General features: G+C 75.7%; 5 protein-coding genes and 1 pseudogene. 1 reads left to right on the top strand and 5 read right to left on the bottom strand.

The genetic code is table 11. The features are described from left to right. Positions 1–885: NAD(P)-dependent oxidoreductase (locus ACR807_RS25775; protein ID WP_438923988.1), on the bottom strand; the 885-nt coding region annotated here is incomplete at its 3' end. A gap of 164 nt (positions 886–1,049) precedes the next feature. Here ACR807_RS25775 and ACR807_RS25780 point away from each other — a divergent pair. Continuing rightward, the gene (locus ACR807_RS25780) at positions 1,050–2,045 is read left to right on the top strand and encodes a GlxA family transcriptional regulator (protein ID WP_438924001.1); all 996 of its coding nucleotides are present in this window, start codon (positions 1,050–1,052) and stop codon (positions 2,043–2,045) included. Positions 2,046–2,070: 25 nt separating this feature from the next. Here ACR807_RS25780 and ACR807_RS25785 read toward each other — a convergent pair whose 3' ends face one another. From ACR807_RS25785 to ACR807_RS25800, 4 genes and pseudogenes are all read right to left on the bottom strand, one after another. Next, complete coding sequence (locus ACR807_RS25785; protein ID WP_438923989.1) at positions 2,071–2,505, bottom strand: YybH family protein; 435 nt, start codon at positions 2,503–2,505, stop codon at positions 2,071–2,073. Positions 2,506–2,696: 191 nt separating this feature from the next. Continuing rightward, positions 2,697–4,313 carry a thioester reductase domain-containing protein gene (locus tag ACR807_RS25790; RefSeq protein ID WP_438924002.1) on the bottom strand — a complete coding sequence of 539 codons (1,617 nt, stop codon included), beginning with the start codon at positions 4,311–4,313 and terminating at the stop codon, positions 2,697–2,699. A 24-nt stretch (positions 4,314–4,337) separates the two neighbouring features. Next, positions 4,338–9,086, bottom strand: a pseudogene (locus tag ACR807_RS25795) (SDR family NAD(P)-dependent oxidoreductase); the annotation flags it as partial. Positions 9,087–9,155: 69 nt separating this feature from the next. Beyond that, positions 9,156–22,559: an SDR family NAD(P)-dependent oxidoreductase gene (locus ACR807_RS25800; protein ID WP_438923990.1), complete on the bottom strand. Its 13,404-nt coding sequence runs from the start codon at positions 22,557–22,559 to the stop codon at positions 9,156–9,158. Positions 22,560–22,800 lie beyond the last annotated feature (241 nt).

Genomic DNA, 22,800 nt, shown 5'->3' on the forward strand with positions numbered 1-22,800 from the left:
CTTGCGGAACTGCTCGATCATCGCGGCGTAGCTGTTGTCCGCGTGGCCGGCGTCCATCGCGCGCTGGCCGAACACCTTGATGAGCTGGGGCAGGTCGGTGTTGACGCCCAGCGCCTTGCTCTCGTCGACCAGGTGCTCCATCGCCAGGATGTGCGTGGTGATGGTGGCGTCGTCGGCCGGGTACTCGCCGTCGTCGATCTGCTGGGCGTAGGCGTCGAGGAAGCCGAGCGTCATGACGGCGAGCGACTTGGCCAGCGGCAGGAAGGCGGTGGCCTTCACGCCGGCGGTGCCCAGCAGCGCGGCGCCGTGGAGGAAGCTGTTCTCGACGCTCCACATGACGCCGAGCAGCGAGACGTCGTAGAGGCTGGCGACACCCGGGTCCTCGTCGAGGTACAGGGTCGCCGCGGGGGCGATCGCCTTGAGGGTCTCCTCGTGCTCGTCGAACGCCGGCTTCGGGCCGGAGTACAGCATGATGGCCTCGTCGGTGCCGATCGCCGGCGGGATGGCCATGATCGCGCTGTCGACGTAGGCGCCGACCTTGCGGTCCACCGCCCACTTCGACGTGTCGCGGGCCTGCTGCGAGCTGGCACTGGTCATGTTGACCAGCGTGCGGCCCTCCAGCGAGTCCTCCAGCGGGTCGAGCAGCTGGTGCACGGCGTCGTAGTCCGAGACGCAGATGACGACCAGCGGGCTCGCCTCGACGGCGTCCTTCAGCGAGGGGGCCAGCACGGCGCCGTTGGAGACCAGTTCCTCGGCCTTGTTGGCCGAGCGGTTCCACACGGTGGTCGGGTGCCCGTTCTTGAGGAACGCGGCGGCCAATGCCTGACCCATCAGGCCCAGACCGACGACGGTGACCGGCGCTTGGGCGGCATTGGGGTTGGACATCACATTCACTCCTGTTCGGTCCGCGTCGGTTCAGGCGACGCGGCGCGGTGTTTGACGTACTCCAACGCTTTCATCAGTCCAGAGGGCCTGACCAGCGGCGGGACTGACCATCTTCGAACGATTCCTGCCGTACACTCGCGATCATGGGTCCGGGTGTGGTCGCGATGGCCGTGGTCAACAGCACCGACATGCAGGTCTGCGAGGTGTACGAGACCGCGATCGCGAACGCGGTCTTCGGGGACCCGCAGCACGACCTGGCCGATCCCTGGTACGACCTGAAGCTCTGCGCGGTGACGGCGGACCAGCCCGCGCCCCGCGGTTTCTCGTTGCGCACCGAGCACGGGCTCGACGACCTGGTCGTCGCCGACACCGTCCTCGTCCCCTCGGTCCCGGACGACGTGCTGCACGGCCGCGCCCCGCTGCCGCCGGAACTGCTGGAGGCGTTGCGCGAGGCGGCCCGCGCGGGCGCGCGCGTGGTGTCGCTGTGCACCGGCGCGTTCGCCCTCGCCGAGGCGGGGCTGCTCGACGGCCGCAGGGCCACCACGCACTGGATGCACACCTCCGACCTGGCCAAGCGCTACCCGGAGGTCCAGGTCGAGGACACCGTGATCTACGTCGACGACGGCGACGTCCTCACCAGCGCCGGCATGACCGCGGGCCTGGACCTGTGCCTGCACCTGGTCCGCCGCGACCTGGGCGCGTACGTGGCGGGCCAGCTGGCCCGCCGGATGGTCGTGGCCGGCCACCGCCCCGGCGGGCAGGCGCAGTTCGTCGACCTGTCCGTGCCCGAGGACGACGACGACACCCTGGCGATGGCGATGGACTGGGCCTCCGGCAACCTCGACCAGCCGCTCACCGTCGACGCGATGGCCAAGCGGGCGGGCATGAGCAACCGCACGTTCTTCCGCAGGTTCCAGGCGACCACCGGGCTCACCCCGCTGAAGTGGCTGCTCAACCAGCGCCTCTCCCGCGCGCAGAGCCTGCTGGAGACCACCGACCTGCCCATCGAGCGGGTCAGCGAGGCCAGCGGCCTGGGCACCGCGGCGAACCTGCGCAGGCACTTCACCACCCACGTCGGCGTCACGCCCACCGACTACCGGCACGCGCTCGGCATCGGCGCCCGCGCCCGCAGGGCCGCAGAGCGGGCGCCGACCCGCTGACGCGGTGGTCGGCGCCCGCGCTCCGTCAGGGCTTCGGGGGCACGGGCCAGGAGCTCTCCGACGGCCAGGGGCCGTTGCCCGCGTAGGCGTTGTCGATCAGGTACCGCCAGCCGCCGTCCTCGCCGCGCTTGAGCACGTCGACCGCGAGGCCGCTGAGCTTCTCCGGCTTGCCGTCCCTGGTGGTGTCCATCTCCCACTCGACCACCACCATGGCGGTGTCGCCGTTGACCAGCTGCTGGAGCACGGTCGCCTCGACGGTCGCGTTGCGGGTCTTGATGAAGTTGGCGACGTAGTCCCGGCGCGCCTGGCCGGCGACCGGCACGCCGGGCTCCCACAGACCCACGGCGTCGTCGAAGTACAAGGCGTTGACGGCCTCCACGTCGCCCGCGTTGAACGCCACGTTGAACATTTCCTGGTGCGTGTCGATGTCGGTGGCCAGGACGTGTTTTTCGGAGGCCATGGTGAATCCACTCCAATACTCGGGTTATCGGTGACCGGATGTGCTCGGCGCGGTGTCGGGCAACGCCGAGGTGAACGCTACCGCCCGTGGAACACAGGTCGGCCGCAGTCAGGTAATCGCCGCCGGCCCTCGCGTGCGACGGCGGCGATTACCCGGTTGACACCACGTCGAGAGTTCGGTTCCCGCCTTTTTCAGCCGGCGGACGCCGGGCCGGTGGGGGCGGGGAAGTAACCGCTGCGGACGAAGAAGTCCACGTACCTGCCGAACAGCGCCCGGTCGATGGGCGGGCACGTGATCCCGCTGCCCGCCAACGCCTTCTCCGTGTCCGAGACGTCCATCGGCGGGTAGGTCGGCCCCGCGCCCACCGAGTTGAGCCCCTCGAACGAGTCGAAGAGCGGGGTGACCGCGTTCTCCCGGTCGGCGGCGATGGTCGAGCGCCAGCTGTCCCAGTCGGTCTCCGGCAGGTCGTAGCCGAAGGCCCGCAGGTGGTCGACGAGGTTGCCGAACGACTGCGACTGCTCGTTGAACAGGTGGAAGGTGCCGTTCACGGAGGTGTCGCGGGTGGCCAGCGCGGTGATGGCGCCGCTGACGTAGTCCACCGGGACCAGGTGCACCCGGCCGGTCAGCCGGTCCGGGACCACACCGGCCTGGAGCAGGCCCTTGAGGCTGAGCCAGACGAAGTCCTTGGTCTGGCACGCGCCGCTGTCGCGGTCGCCGCACACCACGTCGACCCGGTAGACCGACACCGGGATGCCGCGCGAGCGGGCGATGTCGAGCACGCCCTCCGCCACCCACTTGCTCTGCAGGTAGCCGTTCCACAGCAGGTGCGCGGGACCGGTCGGGGCGGTGGTGCCCACCGGCTCGTTGTCCTCCGACGCGGCGAACACGCCCGTGGTCGACACGTAGTGCACCGGGACCGTGCGGTGGCGCGCGGCCAGCCGCAGCACCTCGACGGTGCCGGTCACGTTGGACGCCTTCAGGTCGGTGTACGGGCGGAGCCAGCTCACCGTCGCCCCGGCGTGGAAGACGACGTCGACCCGGCGGGCGAGGTCGTCGAACACCTCCTCGCCCAGGCCGAGCCGGGGGGAGGTGAGGTCGCCGACGTGGACGACGACCCTGGCCGGGTCGACCTCGCCCGCCACCTCGTACCACTCCAGGTTCTCCCGCAGCCTGCGCTCCGCGTCGGCCTGGTCGGCGCCGCGCACCAGGCAGTGCACGACCGCGTCGGTGCCGCGGACGAGGTCGCGCAGCAGGAACGCCCCGAGGAACCCGCTGGCCCCGGTCAGCAGGACCTCCCGGGGGTCGGTGGCGACGGTGACCACGGTGTCGGCGGCGACCACGTCGTCGGCGAGCACCACCTCGCCCGGGAAGTCCACGCCCGCGGCGGCGTCGCCCTCGCCGGTGACCGCGGCGCGCGCCGTGGTGCGGAGGAAGTCGGCCAGCGCGGCGGGCGTCGGGTGCTCGAACACCAGCGAGGCGGACAGCCGCACGCCGACGTGCGCGGTCAGCCGGTTGCGCAGCTCCACCGAGATCAGCGAGTCGAAGCCGAGTTCGGCGAACGGCTGGTCGTCGCGGATCGCGGAGGCGTCGGCGTGGCCCAGGACCGAGGCGACCTCGGCGCGGACCAGTTCGCCCACGATCTCCCGCTGCCGCTGCTCGGACTGCCCGGCCAGCCGCCGTTCCAGCGACTCGACCTCGGCCGCGCCCCGCGTGGCGCGGCGGGACGTGACCCTGGCCAGGGCGGTGAACAGCAGCGGCACGGCGGTGGGCCGGGCGGCCAGCGCGCGCACGTCCAGCGGCGTCACCACCGGGGCCGGGCGGCCGGCCCGCAGCGCGGCGTCGAACAGGCCGGGGCCGTCCTCGGGGGTGATGGGCAGCAGCCCGGTGCGGGCGATGCGCTTGAGGTCGGCCTCGCCGAGGTTGCCGCCCATGCCGCCCGCGTGCGACCACAGGCCCCACACCAGCGAGGTCGCCGCGAGCCCGGCGCCCGCCCGGTGCGCGGCCAGCGCGTCGAGGAAGGTGTTCGCCGCGGCGTAGGCGCCCTGGCCGGAACCGCCGATGACCCCGGCGACGGAGGAGAACAGCACGAACGCCGACAGGTCCGCGTCCCGGGTCAGCTCGTGCAGGTTCCACGCGGCGTGCACCTTGGGCCGCAGCACCCTCGCGACGTGGTCGGCGTCCAGGGAGTCGATCATGCCGTCGTCCAGGACGCCCGCCGTGTGCACGACGCCGGTGAGCGGGTGCGCGGCGGGGACGGAGGCCAGCACCGAGGCGAGCGCCTCCCGGTCGGCGGTGTCGCACGCGGTGATCGTCACCCGCGCGCCGAGCGCGGCCAGCTCGTCGGCCAGCTCCCCCGCGCCCGGCGCGGCCGGTCCGCTGCGGCTGACCAGGAGCAGGTCGGTGACGCCGTGGGCGCGCACGAGGTGCCTCGCGAACAGCGCGCCGAGCGCGCCGGTGCCGCCGGTGACCAGGACGGTGCCGCCCGGTCGCCACGGGGACGCCGCGCGGCCCGGTGCGAGCCGGGCGAGCCTGGGCGCGACCACCGAACCCGCGCGCACGGCCAGTTGCGCCTCGCCCGTGGCGATCGCGGCGGGCAGCGCCGACAGCGACGCCGGGTCGTCGTCGACGTCGACCAGCCGGAACCGGCCGGGCATCTCGGACTGGGCGGAGCGCAGCAGGCCCCACACCGGGGCCGCGGCCAGGTCGAGCGGGGTGTCGTCGGCGTCGATCGCGCGCCGGGTCAGCAGGACCAGCGGGACGTCGGCGGAGCGCTCGTCGTCGTTCCAGGCGCGCACCAGCTCCAGCGCCCGCAGGACGGCGGCCTGGGCCCGGTCGGCGACCGTGCCCGCCGCGTCGTCCTCGGTGGACATCATCGGCGCGACCAGGCCGGTGAACGTCCCGGCGGCGGACAGCGCCTCGTCGAGACCGGCGAACCGCAGCGGCCACGGCAGGCTGCCGCCGCCGGTCTCCAGCACGGCCAGCCCCGCCGGGCCGGGCAGCCCGGCCGGGATGACGGGGGTCCAGGCCACCCGGAACAGCGCGTCGCCGGGGCGGGCCAGCGCGGCGCCGACCTCGTCCTCGCTCGCGGGCCGGGTGACCACGCCCGCCGCGCGGGCCAGCGGGGCGCCCGACGCGTCGGCCAGCAGCACCGAGACCGCGCCGTCCTCGCCGGGGGTGAGCCGCACCCTGGCGGCGGTGGCGCCCACGGCGTGCACGGTCACCCCGCGCCACTCCGCGACGACGCCGGGGTGCCCGGTGAGCAGCGCGGCGGGGTGCAGCGCGGCGTCGAGCAGCGCGGGGTGCACGCTGAACCCGTCCGCCTCGGCGTCGGCGGGCAGCCGCACCTCCGCGAACACCTCGCCGTCGCGCCGCCACGCGGCGGTCAGGCCGGAGAAGGTGGGGCCGAGGGCGAACCCGGCGTCGGCCCGGTGCTGGAGCAGCAGGTCGACGTCCAGCGGCTCGGCGCCGGTCGGCGGCCACTCGCCCAGGTCCTCCGCGGCGTTCCAGCGGGGGCTGAGCACCCCGGTCGCCGCCAACGTCCACACGGGACGGTCCTCGTCCGCGCCGGTGTGCACGCCGATCCGCCGCCTGCCCTCGCCGTCCGGGGCGTCCACGGTGAGCTGCACGCGCAGCCCGGCCCGCTCCGGCAGCACCACCTGCTCGCGCACCACCAGCTCGTCGACGTGCGGGCAGCCGACCTCGTCCCCGGCCCGCACCGCCATCTCCAGCAGCACCGAGGACGGGACGAGCCGGACGCCGAACAGGCGGTGCTCCCCGAGCCACGGCGCGGCGGACGTCGACAGCGCGCCGGGGAGCAGCACCTCGTCCCGGCCGGCGACCTCGACGGGGGCCAGCAGCAGCGGGTGGTCCGACACCGGCCCGGTCGGGTCGTCGCCGCGCATCGCGGCGGGCTCCAGCCAGTAGCGCTGGCGCTGGAAGGCGTAGCTGGGCAGCGGGCCCGCCACCGCGCCGGACGGCGCCAGGTAGGCGTCCCAGTCGACCGCGACCCCCGCCGTCCACAGCCGGCTCACGCCGTCGAGCAGCTCCAGCGGCTCGTAGCTGCCGGTGCGGGTGCTCGCGACCGCCGTGACGCCGGCCGCGCCGTCGAGGCCGTCGCCGACCAGCGCGGTCAGCGCGGCCCCGGGGCCGACCTCCAGCGTCGCCGTGACGCCCTGCTCGGCGAGGCGGCGCACGGCGTCGAGGAAGCGCACCGGCCGGCGCACCTGGTCGATCCAGTACTCGGGCGAGCGCAGCACGTCCGCGTCCGCCACCTCGCCGGTGACCGTGGAGATGATCGGGGTGGTCGGCTCGGCGAAGGCGACCGCGCGCACGACCTCGCCGAACTCGGCGAGCATCGGCTCCATCAGGGGCGAGTGGAAGGCGTGGCTGACGGCGAGCCGCTTGGTCGAGCGGCCCCAGGAGGCCACGGTGGCAGCGATCCCGGTGACCACGTCCTCGTCGCCGGAGACGACCACCGCCGACGGCCCGTTGACCGCGGCGATGCCGACGCGGCTCTCGTAGCCCTCCAGCAGCGGCGCGACCTCGGCCGGGGTGGCCCGCAGCGCGACCATGACCCCGCCGGCCGGCAGCGCCTGCATCAGCCTGCCCCGCGCGGTGACCACGGCGGCGGCGTCGTCCAGCGACAGCACGCCGGCCAGGTGCGCGGCGGCCAGCTCGCCGATGGAGTGGCCGACCAGCACGTCCGGTCGCAGCCCCCACGAGGTCACCAGCCGCGCGGTGGCCACCTCGAAGGCGAACAGCGCCGGTTGGGCGTAGCGGGTCTCGCCGAGCCGGTCGCCCTCGGCGATCACCTGCCGCAGCGGGTGCTCCAGGTGCGGGTCGACGGCGGCGCACACCGCGTCGAACGCCTCGGCGAACGCCGGGAACGCCGCGCGCAGCTCCAGACCCATGCCGACGCGCTGCGACCCCTGGCCGGTGAACAGCAGCCCGAGGCCGCCCCGCCGCACGGCCACCACCGGGACGGTCTCCTCGTCCCTGGCCAGCGCGCGCAGCCCGGTCAGCAGGCCCTCGCGGTCGGTGCCGACCACGACCGCGCGGTGGTCCAGCGCGGCGCGGGTGGTGGCCAGCGACCGCGCGACCCGCTCGGCCGACAGCGCCGGGTTCCGCTCGACGAACGACAGCAGCCGCTGCGCCTGGGCCCTGGTCGCGCGCGGGGTCTTCGCCGACAGCGGCCACGGCACCACCGGCAGCGGCGTCTCCGGCCCGGTCTCCGCGACGACGTCCGGCGCCTGCTCGATGATCACGTGCGCGTTGGTGCCGCTGACCCCGAAGGACGACACGCCCGCCCGGCGCGGCCTGCCCGTCTCCGGCCACGGCCGCTGCTCGGTGAGCAGCTCGACACCGCCGCGGGACCAGTCGACCAGCGGGGTGGGCTCGTCGACGTGGATGGTCCTGGGCAGCACCCCGTGCCGGACCGCCTGCACCATCTTGATGACGCCGCCGATGCCGGACGCGGCGACCGCGTGGCCGATGTTGGACTTGAGCGAGCCCAGCCACAGCGGCCGGTCCGCGTCGTGCGCGGCGCCGTAGGTGGCCAGCAGCGCCTGCGCCTCGATCGGGTCGCCCAGCCTGGTGCCGGTGCCGTGCGCCTCGACCGCGTCGACGTCGGCGGCGCTCAGCCGGGCCTCGGCCAGCGCCCTGCGGATGACCCGCTCCTGCGACGGCCCGTTGGGGGCGGTGAGCCCGTTGGACGCGCCGTCCTGGTTGATCGCCGAACCGCGCAGCACCGCCAGCACCTGGTGCCCGTTGCGCTGCGCGTCGGACAGCCGCTCCAGCAGGACCAGGCCGACGCCCTCGGACCAGCTGGTGCCGTCGGCCGCCGCGGCGAACGACTTGCACCGGCCGTCGGCGGCGAGGCCGCGCTGGCGGGAGAAGTCCACGAACCCGCCGGGGGTCGCGCCGATCGTCACGCCGCCCGCCAGGGCCAGGGTCGACTCGCCGGAGCGCACGGACTGCGCGGCGATGTGCAGCGCGACCAGCGACGACGAGCACGCGGTGTCGACGGTGACCGCGGGTCCCTCGAAGCCGAACGAGTACGCGACCCGGCCGGACACCACGCTGGTGAGCTTCCCGGTGATCAGGTAGCCCTCCAGCTCGGCCGGTCCGCGCAGGCCGAGGTAGGTCTGCTCGACCGCGCCGACGAACACGCCGACGTCGTCGCCCTTGAGGCCGGTCGGGTCGATGCCCGCCGCCTCGAAGGTCTCCCACGCGGCCTCCAGCACCACCCGCTGCTGCGGGTCCATCGACACCGCCTCGCGCGGGGAGATCCCGAAGAACTCCGCGTCGAACTCGGTGGCGCCGTCGAGGAACCCGGCCTGGCGGGCGTAGGTCGTGCCGGGGGTCTCCGGGTCCTCGTCGAACAGCCGGTCCAGGTCCCAGCCCCGGTCGGTCGGGAAGTCGGAGACCGCGTCCTCGCCGTCGAGCACGAGCCGCCACAGGTCGTCGGCCGACGCGACCCCGCCGGGGTAGCGGCAGGCCATGCCCACGATCGCCACCGGCTCCTGCCGCCCGGACTCCAGCTCGGTGATGCGGTGCCGCGCCTTCTGGAGGTCCGCCGTCACCCATTTCAGGTACTCGGCGAGCTTCTTCTCATCCGCCATGGTCTTTCCCCAGCCTTTCGTCAGGACTTCTCAGCTGTCGGCTCGGCCGAGTTGGTTGTCGATGAACGCCAGCAGCTCCGCGGTGGACGCGTCCTCGATGGAGGCGTCCGGTGCGGTGGCGGTGGTCCCGGGGCCGTTCCGCGACTCCATCCAGCGGGAGAGGATCGTCTGGAGGCGCACGGTGATCGTGTCCCCGCTCCCGTCGTCCCCGCTCCCGTCGTCCCCGTCCGCGGAGAACAGCGCGTCCTCCAGCCTGTCCAGCTCCGCGAGCACCGGGGACGTGAGCGGTGCGGCGCTGTCCGGGGCGATCACGTCGAGCAGGTACGCGGTGAGCGCGGCGGGCGTCGGGTGGTCGAACACGATGGTGGCGGGCAGCCGCTCCCCCACCGCCGCGCTGAGCCGGTTGCGCAGCTCGACGGCGGTCAGCGAGTCGAAGCCCAGTTCCTGGAACGGCCGGTCGGGGTCGACGGCGCCCGCGTCGCGGAGGCCGAGCACCGCCGCCACCTGGCCGCCGACGAGCCCCAGGACGGCCGCCCGGTGCTTCTCGGCGGGCAGCCCGGCCAACAGCTCGGACAGGGGCACCCCGTCGCCCCCGGCCCGCCGGGCCTGCGCGGCGGGCGGGACGAGGCCGCGCAGCAGCGGGGCCACGTCGCCGCCGGAGCGCAGCACGTCCAGGTCGAACGGGGTCGCGGTCAGCGCGGCGTCGGGCAGGCCGAGCGCGGCGTCGAGCACGGCCAGCCCGTGCGCCACCCCGACCGGGACGAACCCGTCGCGGCGGAAGCGGGCCAGGTCGGCGTCGGTCACCCCGGCGCCGATGCCGCCGTCGACCTCCCACAGGCCCCAGCCCAGCGCGGTCGCCGGCAGGCCGCGGGACGCCCGGTGCCGGGCCAGGCCGTCCAGGAACGCGTTGGCCGCGGCGTAGTTCGCCTGCCCCGCGCCGCCGAACACGCCGAGGAGCGAGGAAAAGAGCACGAACGCGGACAGCTCCACGCCCTCGGTCAGCTCGTGCAGGTGCCACGCGCCGTCCACCTTGGACCGCAGCACGCGCTCCAGCTGCGCGGGCTCCAGCGCGGTCACCAGGTTGCTGTCCAGCACCCCGGCCGCGTGCACCACGGCGGTCAGCGGGTGCTCGGCCGGGATGTCGGCCAGCAGGGCGGCCAGCGCGTCGCGGTCGGCGACGTCGCACGCGACGACCTCCGCGGTCGCGCCGTGCCCGGCCAGCTCGCGGCGCAGCGGTTCGGCGGCCGCGGCGTCCGGGCCGGACCGGCTCACCAGCAGCAGCCGCCGCACGCCGTGCCCGGTCACCAGGTGGCGCGCCACCTCCGCGCCCAGCGCCCCGGTGCCGCCGGTGACCAGGACCGTGCCCGTGGTGGGCCAGGCGTCCCGGCCGTCGTCCGGCGCGTCACCGCCGACCCGGCCGAGCCTCGGCACCAGGAGCTCGCCGCCGCGCAGGGCGGCGGCGGGCTCGTCGGTGTCGAGCAGCGCGGCCAGCAGGGCGAGGTCGGGGGTGTCGGTGTCGGTGTCCACCAGGACGACCCGGTCCCGGTTCTCCAGCTGCGCCGAGCGGACCAGGCCCCACAGCGCGGCGGCGGCCGGGTCGCAGGTGTCCGCGTCGGCGGCGACCACGGCGCCCCGGGTGAGCACCACCAGGCGGGTCTCGGCGAGCCGCTGGTCGGTCAGCCACGCGCGCAGCTCCGCCAGCACCCCCGACGCGGCCTCGTGCGTCCGCGCCGCGGCGTCGCCGCCGGTCCCCGCCCCGGCGCCGAGCAGCAGCACCTCGGCGGCCAGGCCGGACCCGGCGACGGCGGTGACGTCGTCGAACACCGGCAGGTCGGTCCGGGTGCCGCCGACGGCGGCCCAGGTGACCGGCGGCGCGCCGGGGGTCAGCGGCAGCGCGGTCCACCCCAGGCGGTGCAGCGACCGGACCGGACCGGGGCCGCCGACCAGGTCGGCGGGCGTCCGGGCGCGCCAGGTGACCGAGTCGACGGTGGCGACCAGGCCGCCGTCGGCGTCGGTCAGCACCACCGACGCGCCGTCCTCCCCGGTCGGGGTGACCAGCGCCCGCACCGCGGCGGCGCCGGTGGCGTGCAGCCGCACCCCGCGCCACGCCGAGGCCAGGTGGTCCCGGGTGACGCCCGCGAGCGCTAGGGCCTCGTGCAGCAGGGTCGGGTGCAGGCCGAACGCGCCCGCCTGCCGGGTGTGCTCGTCGGCGAGCCGCACCTCCACCGCGGCGGCGGTGTCGACGGGCCGTCCCGGGTCCGCCGCGGTGTCGGCGGCGAGCAGGCCGGCGGCCACCGCCACCCACTCGTCGTCGGCGGTCCTGGCGTGCACGGACACCGTGCGCGTGCCGTCCTCGTCCGCGCCGCCGACGCGGACCTGCACCGCCGCGGAGCCCGACTCGGGCACCGCCAGCTCGGCCGGCACCGCCAGCTCCACCACGACCGGGCAGCCGACCGCGCGACCGGCCCAGGCGGCGGCCTCCACCAGCGCGGACGCGGGCAGCACCACGGCGTCGGACACGGTGTGCCCGGCCAGCCACGGGTGCGCCGCCTGCGAGACCTCGCCGGCGAACAGCACCTCGTCGGTGTCGGCCAGCGGGACGGCCCCGCCCAGCAGCGGGTGGTCGCCCGGCCTCGGGCCGGACGTCGCCGGCACGCCGGCGCTCTCCAGCCAGTAGCGCTCGCGCTGGAACGGGTACGTGGGCAGGTCGACGACCCGCGCGCCGGTCCCGGCGAAGAACGCCGCCCAGTCCACCCGCACGCCCCTGGTGTGCAGCAGGCCGAGCGCCCCGACCAGGGTGCGCGGCTCGTCGTGGCCGTTGCGCATGGCCGGGAGCGCCACCGCGTGCTCCACCCCGGCGGCGGCCATCGCCGACAGCACCCCGTCCGGGCCCAGCTCCAGCATCGTGGTGACGCCCCTGGCCTCCAGCGTGCGCACGGAGTCCAGGAACCGCACGGGCAGGCGCACCTGGTCCACCCAGTAGTCGGGGGTGGTCCACCGGTCGCCGGTCTCGACCTCGCCGGTCACCGTCGACACGACCCGGGTGTTCGGGCGGTGGAAGGTCAGCCCCTCGGCGACGGCCCGGAACTCGTCGAGCATCGGGTCCATCCGGGGCGAGTGCGACGCGTGGCTGATGGCCAGCCGCTTGGTGCTGCGCCCGCGCTCCTTCCAGAGCGCGGCGACGGCCTCGGCGGCGTCGGCGTCACCGGAGACGACGACCGACTGCGGGCTGTTGATGGTGGCGATGACCGCCCTGCCGGACTCCGGCAGCGTCCCGGCGACCTCCTCCTCGGTGGCCTGGATCGCGATCATGGCGCCGCCCTCGGGCAGGCCGCGCATGAGCCGGCCGCGCGCGGTGACCAGCGTGGCCGCGTCCGGCAGGGACAGCACCCCGGCGACGTGCGCGGCGATCAGCTCGCCCGTGGAGTGGCCGACGACGAAGTCCGGGTGCACGCCCCACGCCGCGAGCTGGCGGAACAGCGCGACCCCCACGGTGAACAGCGCGGCGAGCGTGTAGTCGATCCGGTCCAGCTCGTCGCCGGTCCCGATGACCTCCCGCAGCGGCCGGGGCAGGCCCTTGTCCAGCTCGTCGGCCACCTCGTGGAAGGCGTCCCGGAACACCGGGTACGTCGCGCAGAGCTGCGCGGCCATGCCGACGCGCTGCGCGCCGCCGCCGGTGAACATGAACGCGGTCAGGCCGTCGGCGCGGAGCCCGCGCACCGCGTTGGGGCCGTCGGCGGCCAGCTCGGACAGGCCGCGCAGCAGCTCGTCGCGGTCGGCGGCCACGACCACGCCCCGGTGGGCGAGGGCGGACCGGGTGGTGGCCAGGGACAGGGCGACGTCGAGCCGGTCCACGTCGCCCTCGGCCAGCAGCTCGCCGATGCGGGCCGCGTGGGCGCGCAGGCCCGCGACGGAGCTGCCGGAGAGCAGCCACGGCACCACCGGCGGCTCGACCGCGGGCGCGGGGGCCGGCGTTCCGGCGTCGGCCGGGGCCGGCGGCGCCTGCTCGATGATCACGTGCGCGTTGGTGCCGCTGATGCCGAACGACGACACGCCCGCGCGGCGCGGCCGGTCCCCGCTGTCCCACGCCCGGGGCTCGGTCAGCAGCGCCAGCGCGCCCGTCGACCAGTCCACGTGCGGGGACGGCGTGCCGGCGTGCAGCGTGCGCGGCAGGGTGCCGTGCCGCATCGCCTCGACCACCTTGATGACGCCGCCGACGCCGGCCGCCGCCTGGGAGTGGCCGATGTTGGACTTGAGCGAGCCCAGCCACAGCGGGCGGTCCGCGTCGTGCGCGGCGCCGTAGGTGGCCAGCAGCGCCTGCGCCTCGATCGGGTCGCCCAGCGGGGTGCCGGTGCCGTGCGCCTCGACGACGTCGACGTCGGCCGGACCCAGGTCCGCGTTCGCCAGCGCCTGCCGGATCACGCGCTCCTGCGACGGCCCGTTGGGGGCGGTGAGCCCGTTGGACGCGCCGTCCTGGTTGATCGCCGAACCGCGCAGCACCGCCAGCACCTTGTGCCCGTTGCGCTGCGCGTCGGACAGCCGCTCCAGGAGCAGCAGGCCGACGCCCTCGCTCCACACCGTGCCGTCCGCCTCGGCGGAGAACGACTTGCACCGGCCGGAGGGGGACAGCCCGCGCTGCCGGCTGAACTCGACGAACGAGCCGGGGCCGGCCATCACCGTCACCCCGCCCGCGAGCACCAGGTCGGACTCGCCCGACCGCAGCGCCTGCCCGGCCAGGTGCAGGGCCACCAGCGACGACGAGCACGCCGTGTCGACGGTGACCGCGGGGCCTTCGAGCCCGTAGGTGTAGGCCAGGCGGCCGGAGATCACGCTGGAGGTGTTGCCCACCAGCAGGAAGCCCTCGAACTCGGGCGGCACGGACGACAGGTGCGCGGCGTAGTCGTCGTACATCGCGCCGACGAACACGCCGGTGTTGCTGCCGCGCAGGGTCGCCGGGTCGATCGCGGCGTTCTCGAAGGCGTTCCACGCCGTCTCCAGCAGCAACCGCTGCTGCGGGTCGGTCGCGGTGGCCTCGCGCGGGGAGATGCCGAAGAAGTCCCGGTCGAACAGGTCGGCCTCGTGCAGGAAGCCGCCCTCCCTGATGTAGGAGCTGCCGATCGCCTCCGGGTCCGGGTCGTAGAGCCGTTCGAGGTCCCAGCCGCGGTTGGTCGGGAACCCGCTGATGGCGTCGGTGCCCTCGGCGACGAGCCGCCACAGGTCCTCCGGCGAGCGGACCCCGCCGGGGTAGTGGCACGCCATGCCGATGATCGCGATCGGGTCGTCGTCGGCGACGGTGGCGCGGACCGCGGCGCCGGTCGCGCCGGTGCCGGCCAGCTGGGCGAGCAGGTACGCGGTCAGCGCCTCCGGGCTCGGGTGGTCGAACACGATGGTGGACGGCAGCCTCATGCCCGTCGCGGTGCCGAGCTGGTTGCGCAGCTCGACGACGGTCAGCGAGTCGAAGCCCTGGTCCTTGAACGCCCGGCCCGGCTCGACGGCCGCGCCGGAGGCGTGGCCCAGCGCCAGCGCCGCCGTGCCGCGCACCAGGTCCAGCACGGCCGGCGCCCGCTCGGCCTCGGGCAGCGCGGCGATCCGCGCGGCCCAGTCGTCCTGGACCGCCCGGCGCTCCACCCGCCGGGGCCGGACGAGGCCGTGCCACAGGCGCGGGCGCTCACCGCCGCCCGCCAGGTCCAGCACGGCGGGCACAACCAGGGGGTCGGCCAGGCCGAGCGCCTCGTCGAACATCGCCAGGCCCTGCGCCCGGGTCAGCGGGACCACGCCGGAACGGGTCCAGCGCTGCACGTCCGCGTCGGACAGGGTCGCGCCCATGCCCTCCGCGTCCGCGCCCCACAGGCCCCAGGCCAGCGAGGTCGCGGCCAGCCCGGCGGCGGCCCGGTGCGCGGCCAGCGCGTCGAGGTAGGTGTTCGCGGCGGCGTAGTTGCCCTGCCCGGCCGTGCCGGTGATGCCGGAGACCGACGAGAACAGGACGAACGCGGCCAGGTCGTCGTCGGCGGTCAGGGCGTGCAGGTTCCACGCGCCGTCGACCTTGGGCCGCAGCACGGTGGTGACCTGCTCGTCGGTCAGCGCCGTGATCGTCGCGTCGTCCAGGACGCCCGCGGTGTGCACGACGGCGGTCAGCGGGTGCTCGGCCGGGACCAGGGCCAGGGCGGTGGCGAGCGCGTCCCGGTCGGCGGCGTCGGCGGCGGCGACCCGGACCCGCGCGCCCCGCGCGGTCAGGTCGTCGACCAGCGCGGAGCAGCCGGGGCTGTCCTCGCCGCGCCTGCTGACCAGCAGCAGGTTCCGCACGCCGTGCTCGGCGACCAGGTGCCGGGCCACCAGGGCGCCCAGCCCGCCGGTGCCGCCGGTGATCAGGACGGTGCCGTCGCGGTCGATCGACCGGTCGGTCGGGGTGCCCGCGGTCCTGGCCAGGCGGGCGGCGTGCAGCCGGCCCGCGCGGAGGGCGACCTGCGGTTCCCCGCTCACCGCCGCCGCGAGGACGAGGGCGCCGTCCGGTCCTTCGGAGCCGTCGGAGTCGACCAGCACCAGGCGGCCGGGGTGCTCCGACTGCGCGGAGCGGACCAGGCCCCACACCGGCGCGTGCGCCAGGTCGTCGACCCGGTCGCCGGGCAGGGCGGCGACCGCGCCGCGGGTCACCAGCACCAGCGTGGCGTCGGCGAACCGCTGGTCGGCCAGCCAGTCCCGCACCAGCGCCAGCGCCGAGGCGGTGGCCTCGTGGGCGGCGGCCGGGGAGTCGCCGCCGCCGGTCAGCTCGGCGACGACGACGTCGGCGAGCGCGGTGTCGGCCAGCGTGGCGGCCAGGTCGGTCCGGGTCGGCGTCGCGGTGCCGGGCGTCGCGGTGCCGGGCGTCGCGATCGCGGGCCAGGTGACGCCGAACAGCGAGGTGCCCCTGCCCGCCTTGCCGATCACGGCGCGGGAGACCCCGCGCAGGGTCAGCGACTCGACGGTGACCACCGGCGCGCCGGTGGCGTCGGTCAGCTCCAGCCGGACGGCGTCCGGGCCGACCGGCGAGACCCGCACCCGGGCCGCGGTGGCGCCGGCGGTGTGCAGGGTGACGCCCTCCCAGGCGAACGGCAGCCGGATCTCGTCGCGGTCCCGCGCCGCGTCGGGCAGCAGCGGGTGCAGCGCCGCGTCGAACAGCGCGGGGTGCAGCCCGAACCGGTCGTCGTGGTCGGCGTCCGACAGCGCGACCTCGGCCAGGACGTCCGGCCCCGACCGCCACAGCGACCGCACCCCCTGGAACACCGGGCCGTAGTCGTAGCCGAGGGCGGCCAGCGCCGGGTAGGCGTCCTCGACCGGCTCGGCCACCGCGCCCGCGGGCGGCCACGCGCCCCCCGTCGCGGCGGGGTCGTCCCCGGCGGGCCCCAGCAGGCCCGCGGTGTGCTCGGTCCACGCGGCGGTCGGGTCGTCGCCGCCCGGTCGCGAGTGGACGGTGAACCGGCGGGAGCCGGCGTCGTCCGCGGCGGCCACCCTGACCTGGACCCGCACCGCCTCGCCCTCGGGCAGGGGCAGCGGGGCCCGCAGCGTCAGCTCCTCGACCCGCCCGGCGCCGGTGCGCTCGCCGGCGGCGAACGCCAGCTCCAGGAACGCGGTCGCGGGCAGCAGGACCACGCCCTCGACGACGTGGTCGGCCAGCCACGGGTGCGTCCTGGTCGACAGCACGCCGGTCAGCACGACGCTCCCGTCGTCGGCCACCTCGACCACGCCGCCGAGCAGCGGGTGCCCGGCCGGGTCGAGGCCGAGGCCGCGCGCGTCGGGGCGCGTGCCCGCGGTCAGCCAGAAGTGCTCGCGCTGGAACGCGTACGTCGGCAGGTCGACCGGGACGGCGTCCGGGAAGAACGGCGTGAGGTCGAGCTCGGGGCCGGCCGCGTGCACGCCCGCCAGCCCGGCGACGAAGGTGTCGACCTCCGGCTTGTCCGCGCGCGCCAGCGGCACGGCGGTCGCGGTGGCGTCGGCGGCCTCGACGGTCTCCCGCGCCAGCGCGGTCAGCACCGCGTCGGGGCCGATCTCGACGAGCACCGTCGCGCCCAGGCCGGTCGCCGTCAGCACGGCGTCGTGGAACCGCACCGCCGAGCGGATCTGGTCGACCCAGTAGTCGGCGGTCGTGATGCGCTCCGGGGCCACGACCTCGCCGGTGACGGTGGAGATGAGCGGGATGGCGGGGGCGCGGAACGCCACGCCCCCGGCGACCGCGCGGAACTCGTCGAGGATGCCGTCCATGTGCGGCGAGTGGAACGCGTGGCTGACCCGCAGCGCGCGCACCCGGTGGCCCTTGTCCTTCCACTCCCGGGCGACGCGGTGGGCGACCTCCGCGTCACCCGCGATCACCACCGCCCGCGGGCCGTTCACCGCGGCGACGTCGACCAGCCCGGCGTGCTCGGCGATCGAGGCGGCGACGGCGTCGGGCTCGGCCTCGATCGCGATCATCGCGCCGTCCGACCGCGCGGCCTGCATCAGCCTGCCCCGGGCGGCGACCAGCGTCGCGGCGTCCTCGACGGAGAGGACGCCGGCCACGTGCGCGGCGGCCAGCTCGCCGATCGAGTGCCCGGCCACCAGGTCCGGCACCACGCCGTGGTGGGCGGCCAGGCGGTACAGCGCCACCTCGACCGCGAACAGCGCGGGCTGGGTGCAGCCGGTCTGGTCGAGGTCCTCGCCGCTCCCGATCACCTCGCGCAGCGGGCGGTCCAGGTGCGGGTCGAGGTGCGCCACGACCTCGTCGAACGCCTCGGCGAACACCGGGAACGCGGCGTGCAGCTCCAGGCCCATGCCGACCCGCTGGGCGCCCTGGCCGGTGAACATCAGCAGGGTCTTGCCGGGCACCGCCGTGCCGCGCACCACGGTGGGTGCGGGCTCCCCGCCCGCGAGGGCGGCCAGTCCGTCGAGCCGCTCCTGCCCGGTCGAGCCGAGCACCACCGCGCGGTGGGCGAAGGGGGTGCGGGTGGTGGCCAGCGCGAGGCCGATGTCGGCCGGGTGCGCGTCCGGGTGGGCGAGCGCGAACTCGCGCAGCCGCGCGGCCTGGGCGCTCAGCGCCTCCGCGGTCGGCGCGGACAGCACCCACGGCGCGCGCGCCGCGTCACCACCGCCCGGCCGGACCTCCGCCGGCTCCACCTCGATGATGGCGTGGGCGTTGGTGCCGCTGATCCCGAAGGACGACACCGCCGCGCGGCGCGGTCCCCCGGTCTCCGGCCAGGCGCGGTTCTCGGTGACCACCGAGACCGCGCCCGACGACCAGTCCACGTGCGGGGTCGGCTCGTCGACGTGCAGGGTGGCCGGGACGACGCCGTGGCGCATCGCCTGCACCAGCTTGATCACCCCGCCGACGCCGGCCGCCGCCTGGGCGTGGCCGATGTTGGACTTGAGCGACCCGAGCAGCACCGGCTCGCGGTCGCCCCGGTCGGCGCCGTAGGTCGCCAGCAGCGCCGCCGCCTCGATCGGGTCGCCCAGGCTGGTGCCGGTGCCGTGCGCCTCGACCACGTCGACGTCGGCGCCGGTCAGCCCGGCGTCGGCGAGGGCCTGGCGGATCACCCGCCGCTGCGCCAGGCCGCTCGGCGCGGTCAGGCCGTTGGACGCGCCGTCCGAGTTGACCGCCGAGCCGCGCACCACGGCGAGCACCTGGTGCCCGTTGCGGCGGGCGTCGGACAGCCGCTCGACCACGAGCAGGCCCACGCCCTCGGCCCACGCGGTGCCGTCCGCGGCGGCGGCGAAGGACTTGCAGCGGCCGTCGGGGGCGAGGCCCTGCTGGCGGGAGAACTCCAGGAACATGCCCGGGGTCGACATCACCGCCACGCCGCCCGCGATCGCGAGCGACGTCTCGCCCCGGCGCAGCGACTGCACGGCCAGGTGCAGCGCCACCAGGGACGACGAGCAGGCGGTGTCCACCGTGATGGCGGGGCCGAGCAGGCCGAGCTGGTAGGCGATGCGGCCGGACATGACGCTGGCCGTGCCGCCGGTCAGCAGGTGCCCCTCCACGCTCGCGGGCGCGTCGTGCATCCGGGGGCCGTAGTCGAACGTCGTGGCGCCGATGAAGACCCCGGTGCGGGAGCCGCGCAGGTCGCGGGGGACGAGGCCGGCCCGCTCCAGCGCCTCCCACGCGGTCTCCAGCAGCAGCCGCTGCTGCGGGTCCATCGCCTGCGCCTCGCGCGGGGAGATGCCGAAGAACCCGGCGTCGAAGCGGCCCGCGTCGTGCAGGAAACCGCCCTCGCGCACGGAGCTCTTGCCGGACGCGGCGGGGTCGGGGTCGACCAGGTCCTCGGGCCAGCCCCGGTCGGTGGGGAACCCGGAGACGGCGTCGCCGTTGGCGGCGACCAGCCCCCACAGGTCCTCGGGCGAGGCGACCCCGCCGGGGTAGCGGCACGCCATGCCGACGATCGCGATCGGCTCGTCGTCCGACCCGGCGGCGGCGTACTCGTCGGCCTCGGCGTCCCCGCCGCCGAGCAGGGTGTCGAGGTGGGCGGCCAGCGCGGCCGGCGTGGGGTGGTCGAACAGGGTGCTCGACGGCAGGCCCAGCCCGGTGGCCTCCGCGAGGGCGTCGCTGAGCTCGGTGACCATCAGCGAGCTGAAGCCCAGGTCGCGGAACGGCAGGTCGACCTCGACCGCCTTGCCGGGGGCCAGGCCCAGGACGGCGGCGACGTGCGCGGTCACCAGGTCCGCGGCGCGGGGCGCCCCGCCGGCGGCGGGGGTGGTGACCGGGCGTGCGGCGGGTTCGCGGCGCGGCGCGGCGGGTGCGTCGTCGGGCGCGCCGCCGGCCGGGCCGTCGGTGACCCAGTGGTGCTCGCGCTGGAAGGCGTAGGTGGGCAGGTCGACCCGGCGCGCGCCCGTGCCCGCGAACACCGGGCCCCAGTCCAGCTCGACCCCGGACACGACCAGCCGGGACACGGCGGCCATCGCGGTGCGCGCCTCGGGCCGGTCCTTGCGCAGCACCGACTCCGCCCGCACCGCCGACCGGTCCACGACGCTGTCGGCGACCAGGGCCGAGCACACGCCGTCCGGGCCGAACTCGACGACCGTGCGCACGCCCGCCGCCTCCAGGGCGCGGGCAGCGTCGGCGAAGCGGACGGTCGCGCGGACCTGCTCCACCCAGTACTCCGGGGACACCAGCAGCTCGGCGGGGGCGACCCGGCCGGTCACCGCGGAGACCACCGCGATCCGGGGCGGGTGGAACTCCAGGCCGGACACGACCTCGCGGAAGGCGTCCAGCATCGCGTCCATGCGGTGGGAGTGGAAGGCGTGGCTCACCGGGAGCCGCTTGGTCTTGTGCCCGGCCTGCCGCAGCCGCGCGGCGGCCTGGAGCACGGCGTCCTCGTCACCGGAGAGCACGACCGCCTCGGGTCCGTTGACGGCGGCGACCGCGACGGTGTCGGACAGGTGCTCGGCGACCTGCCGCTCCGTCGCGCCCACGGCCACCATCGCGCCGCCCTCGGGCAGCGCCTGCATGAGGCGTCCGCGCGCGGTGACGAGCGCGGCGGCGTCGGGCAGGGACAGCACGCCCGCGACGTGCGCGGCGGCGATCTCGCCGACCGAGTGGCCCGCCACGAAGTCCGGGCGCAGGCCCCACGACTCGAACAGCCGGAACAGGGCCACCTCGACCGCGAACAGCGCGGGCTGGGTGTAGCCGGTCTGGTCGAGGTCCTCGCCGCTCTCGACCACCTCGCGCAGCGGGCGGTCCAGGTGCGGGTCGAGGTGCGCCACGACCTCGTCGAAAGACCGCGCGTAGACCGGTGAGGCGGCGTGCAGCTCCAGGCCCATGCCGACCCGCTGGGAGCCCTGGCCGGTGAACACGGCGGCGAGCGCGCCCGCCGACGCGACGCCGGTGACGAGCCCGGCGGCGGGGGTGCCCGCCGCGAGCGCGCGCAGGCCGGCGACCAGCTCCTCGCGGTCCGCGGCGACGACGGCGGCGCGGTGCGGGAACCGGGTGCGCGTGGTCAGGGAGGACCAGCCGAGGGACGCGACGTCGGCGTCGCCCGCCTCGGCGGCGGCGAGGAGCCGTTCGGCCTGCGCGCGGAGCGCCTGCGGGTCGCGGCCGGAGACGACCACCGGCAGCGGTGTCGCTTCACCGGCCTGTGCGGTCCTGTCGGGCCGGGCGGTCTCGTCGGGCCGGGCGGTCTCGTCGGGCTGTGCGGTGGGGGCCTCCGCGACGACGACGTGGCAGTTGGTGCCACCCATGCCGAAGGAGCTGACCCCCGCGACGAGCCTGCGGTCCGGGTGCGGCCAGGGCGAGCGGCTGGTGACGACGGAGATGTTCAGCTCGTCGAACGGGATGGCCGGGTTCGGCGTCTCGTGGTTGAGGCTCGCGGGCAGCTCCCGGTTGCCGATCGCCAGCACGGTCTTCACCAGGCCGGTGATGCCCGCCGCGGCCTCCAGGTGACCGATGTTGGTCTTCACCGAGCCGACGACCAGCGGGTCGCCGGACCGCTTGAGCGTGCCGATCGACGCACCCAGCGCCGCGGCCTCGATCGGGTCGCCCACCGGGGTACCGGTCCCGTGCAGCTCGACGTACTGCACGTCGTCGGGCGACACGCCCGCCCTCTGGTGCGCCGTCCGCACCACCTGTTCCTGCGCGAGCGCGCTCGGCACCGTCAGGCCGGAGGTCGCGCCGTCGTTGTTCACCGCGCTGCCCAGCAGCACGCCGTGCACCCGGTCGCCGTCGGCGAGGGCCGCGCGCAGCGGCTTGAGCACGACCACGGCGGCACCCTCGCCGCGCGCGTAGCCGTTGGCCCTGGCGTCGAAGGTGTGGCAGCGGCCGTCCGGGGACAGCCCGCCGAACCGCTCGGCGCCGAGCACGGTCTCGGCCAGGATGTTGAGGTTCACGCCGGCGGCCAGCGCCAGCGCGGAGTCGCCCGAGCGCAGGGACTCGCAGGCCAGGTGCACCGCGACCAGCGACGACGACTGGCTGGTGTCGACGGTGAGGCTCGCGCCGCGCAGGCCGAGGGCGTAGGAGATGCGGTTGGCGATGACGCCGCGGTGCACGCCCGCGTTGGTGTGCTGGGTGATCGCGGACGAGCCCTGGCGGTAGACCAGGGCCGCGTAGTCCTCGCGCGCGGTGCCGACGTAGACCGAGGTCGGGCTGCCCTCCAGGTCGGCGGCGACGATCCCGGCGTCCTCCAGCGCGGACCAGGCCAGCTCCAGCAGCAGGCGCTGCTGCGGGTCCATGACCCGCGCCTCACGGGGCGAGATGCCGAAGAAGGCGGCGTCGAAATCGGCTACCGAGTCCAGGAAGCCGCCCCGGCGCACCGGGTCGCCCGCGTCGGCGGAGATCTGTTCCCAGCGGTGCGCGGGCATGTCGGTCAGCGCGTCGCGCCCGGACCGCAGCAGCTCCCAGAACTCGGCGACGTCACGTGCCCCTGGTACCAGGCAGGACATCCCGACGACCGCGATCGCGTCCTCTTCTTGAGTGCCGTTGAAATGCTGACCAGTCGTCATGGAAATCGGCTGCCCTCCGCTTGCCGGAAACCGGACGGGTTTTTCCAACCCAAACCTCGCCGACCCTAACCACGGCACGACGGCCGGCGGCCCACTTTTGGTCTCCCGCCGGTAAGGGCACGATTGATCGGCCGGTTACCGGATTTTGCGCACACCATCCCGCAACCACCCGGTAAATTTCCGGCAAGAATCCTCCCCGTCGATCACCCCGAAGGTCATTACCAGGGCTAGACCAGATCAA

It is taken from the genome of Saccharothrix sabaoui, from assembly GCF_051756985.1.
In the GTDB taxonomy this organism is placed as follows: Bacteria; Actinomycetota; Actinomycetes; order Mycobacteriales; family Pseudonocardiaceae; genus Actinosynnema.

Coding starts and splice junctions, on each gene's coding strand:
- ACR807_RS25780 (WP_438924001.1), top strand. CDS start 1,050: ATGGCCGTGGTCAACAGCACCGACATGCAGGTCTGCGAGGTGTACGAG.
- ACR807_RS25785 (WP_438923989.1), bottom strand. CDS start 2,505: ATGGCCTCCGAAAAACACGTCCTGGCCACCGACATCGACACGCACCAG.
- ACR807_RS25800 (WP_438923990.1), bottom strand. CDS start 22,559: ATGACGACTGGTCAGCATTTCAACGGCACTCAAGAAGAGGACGCGATC.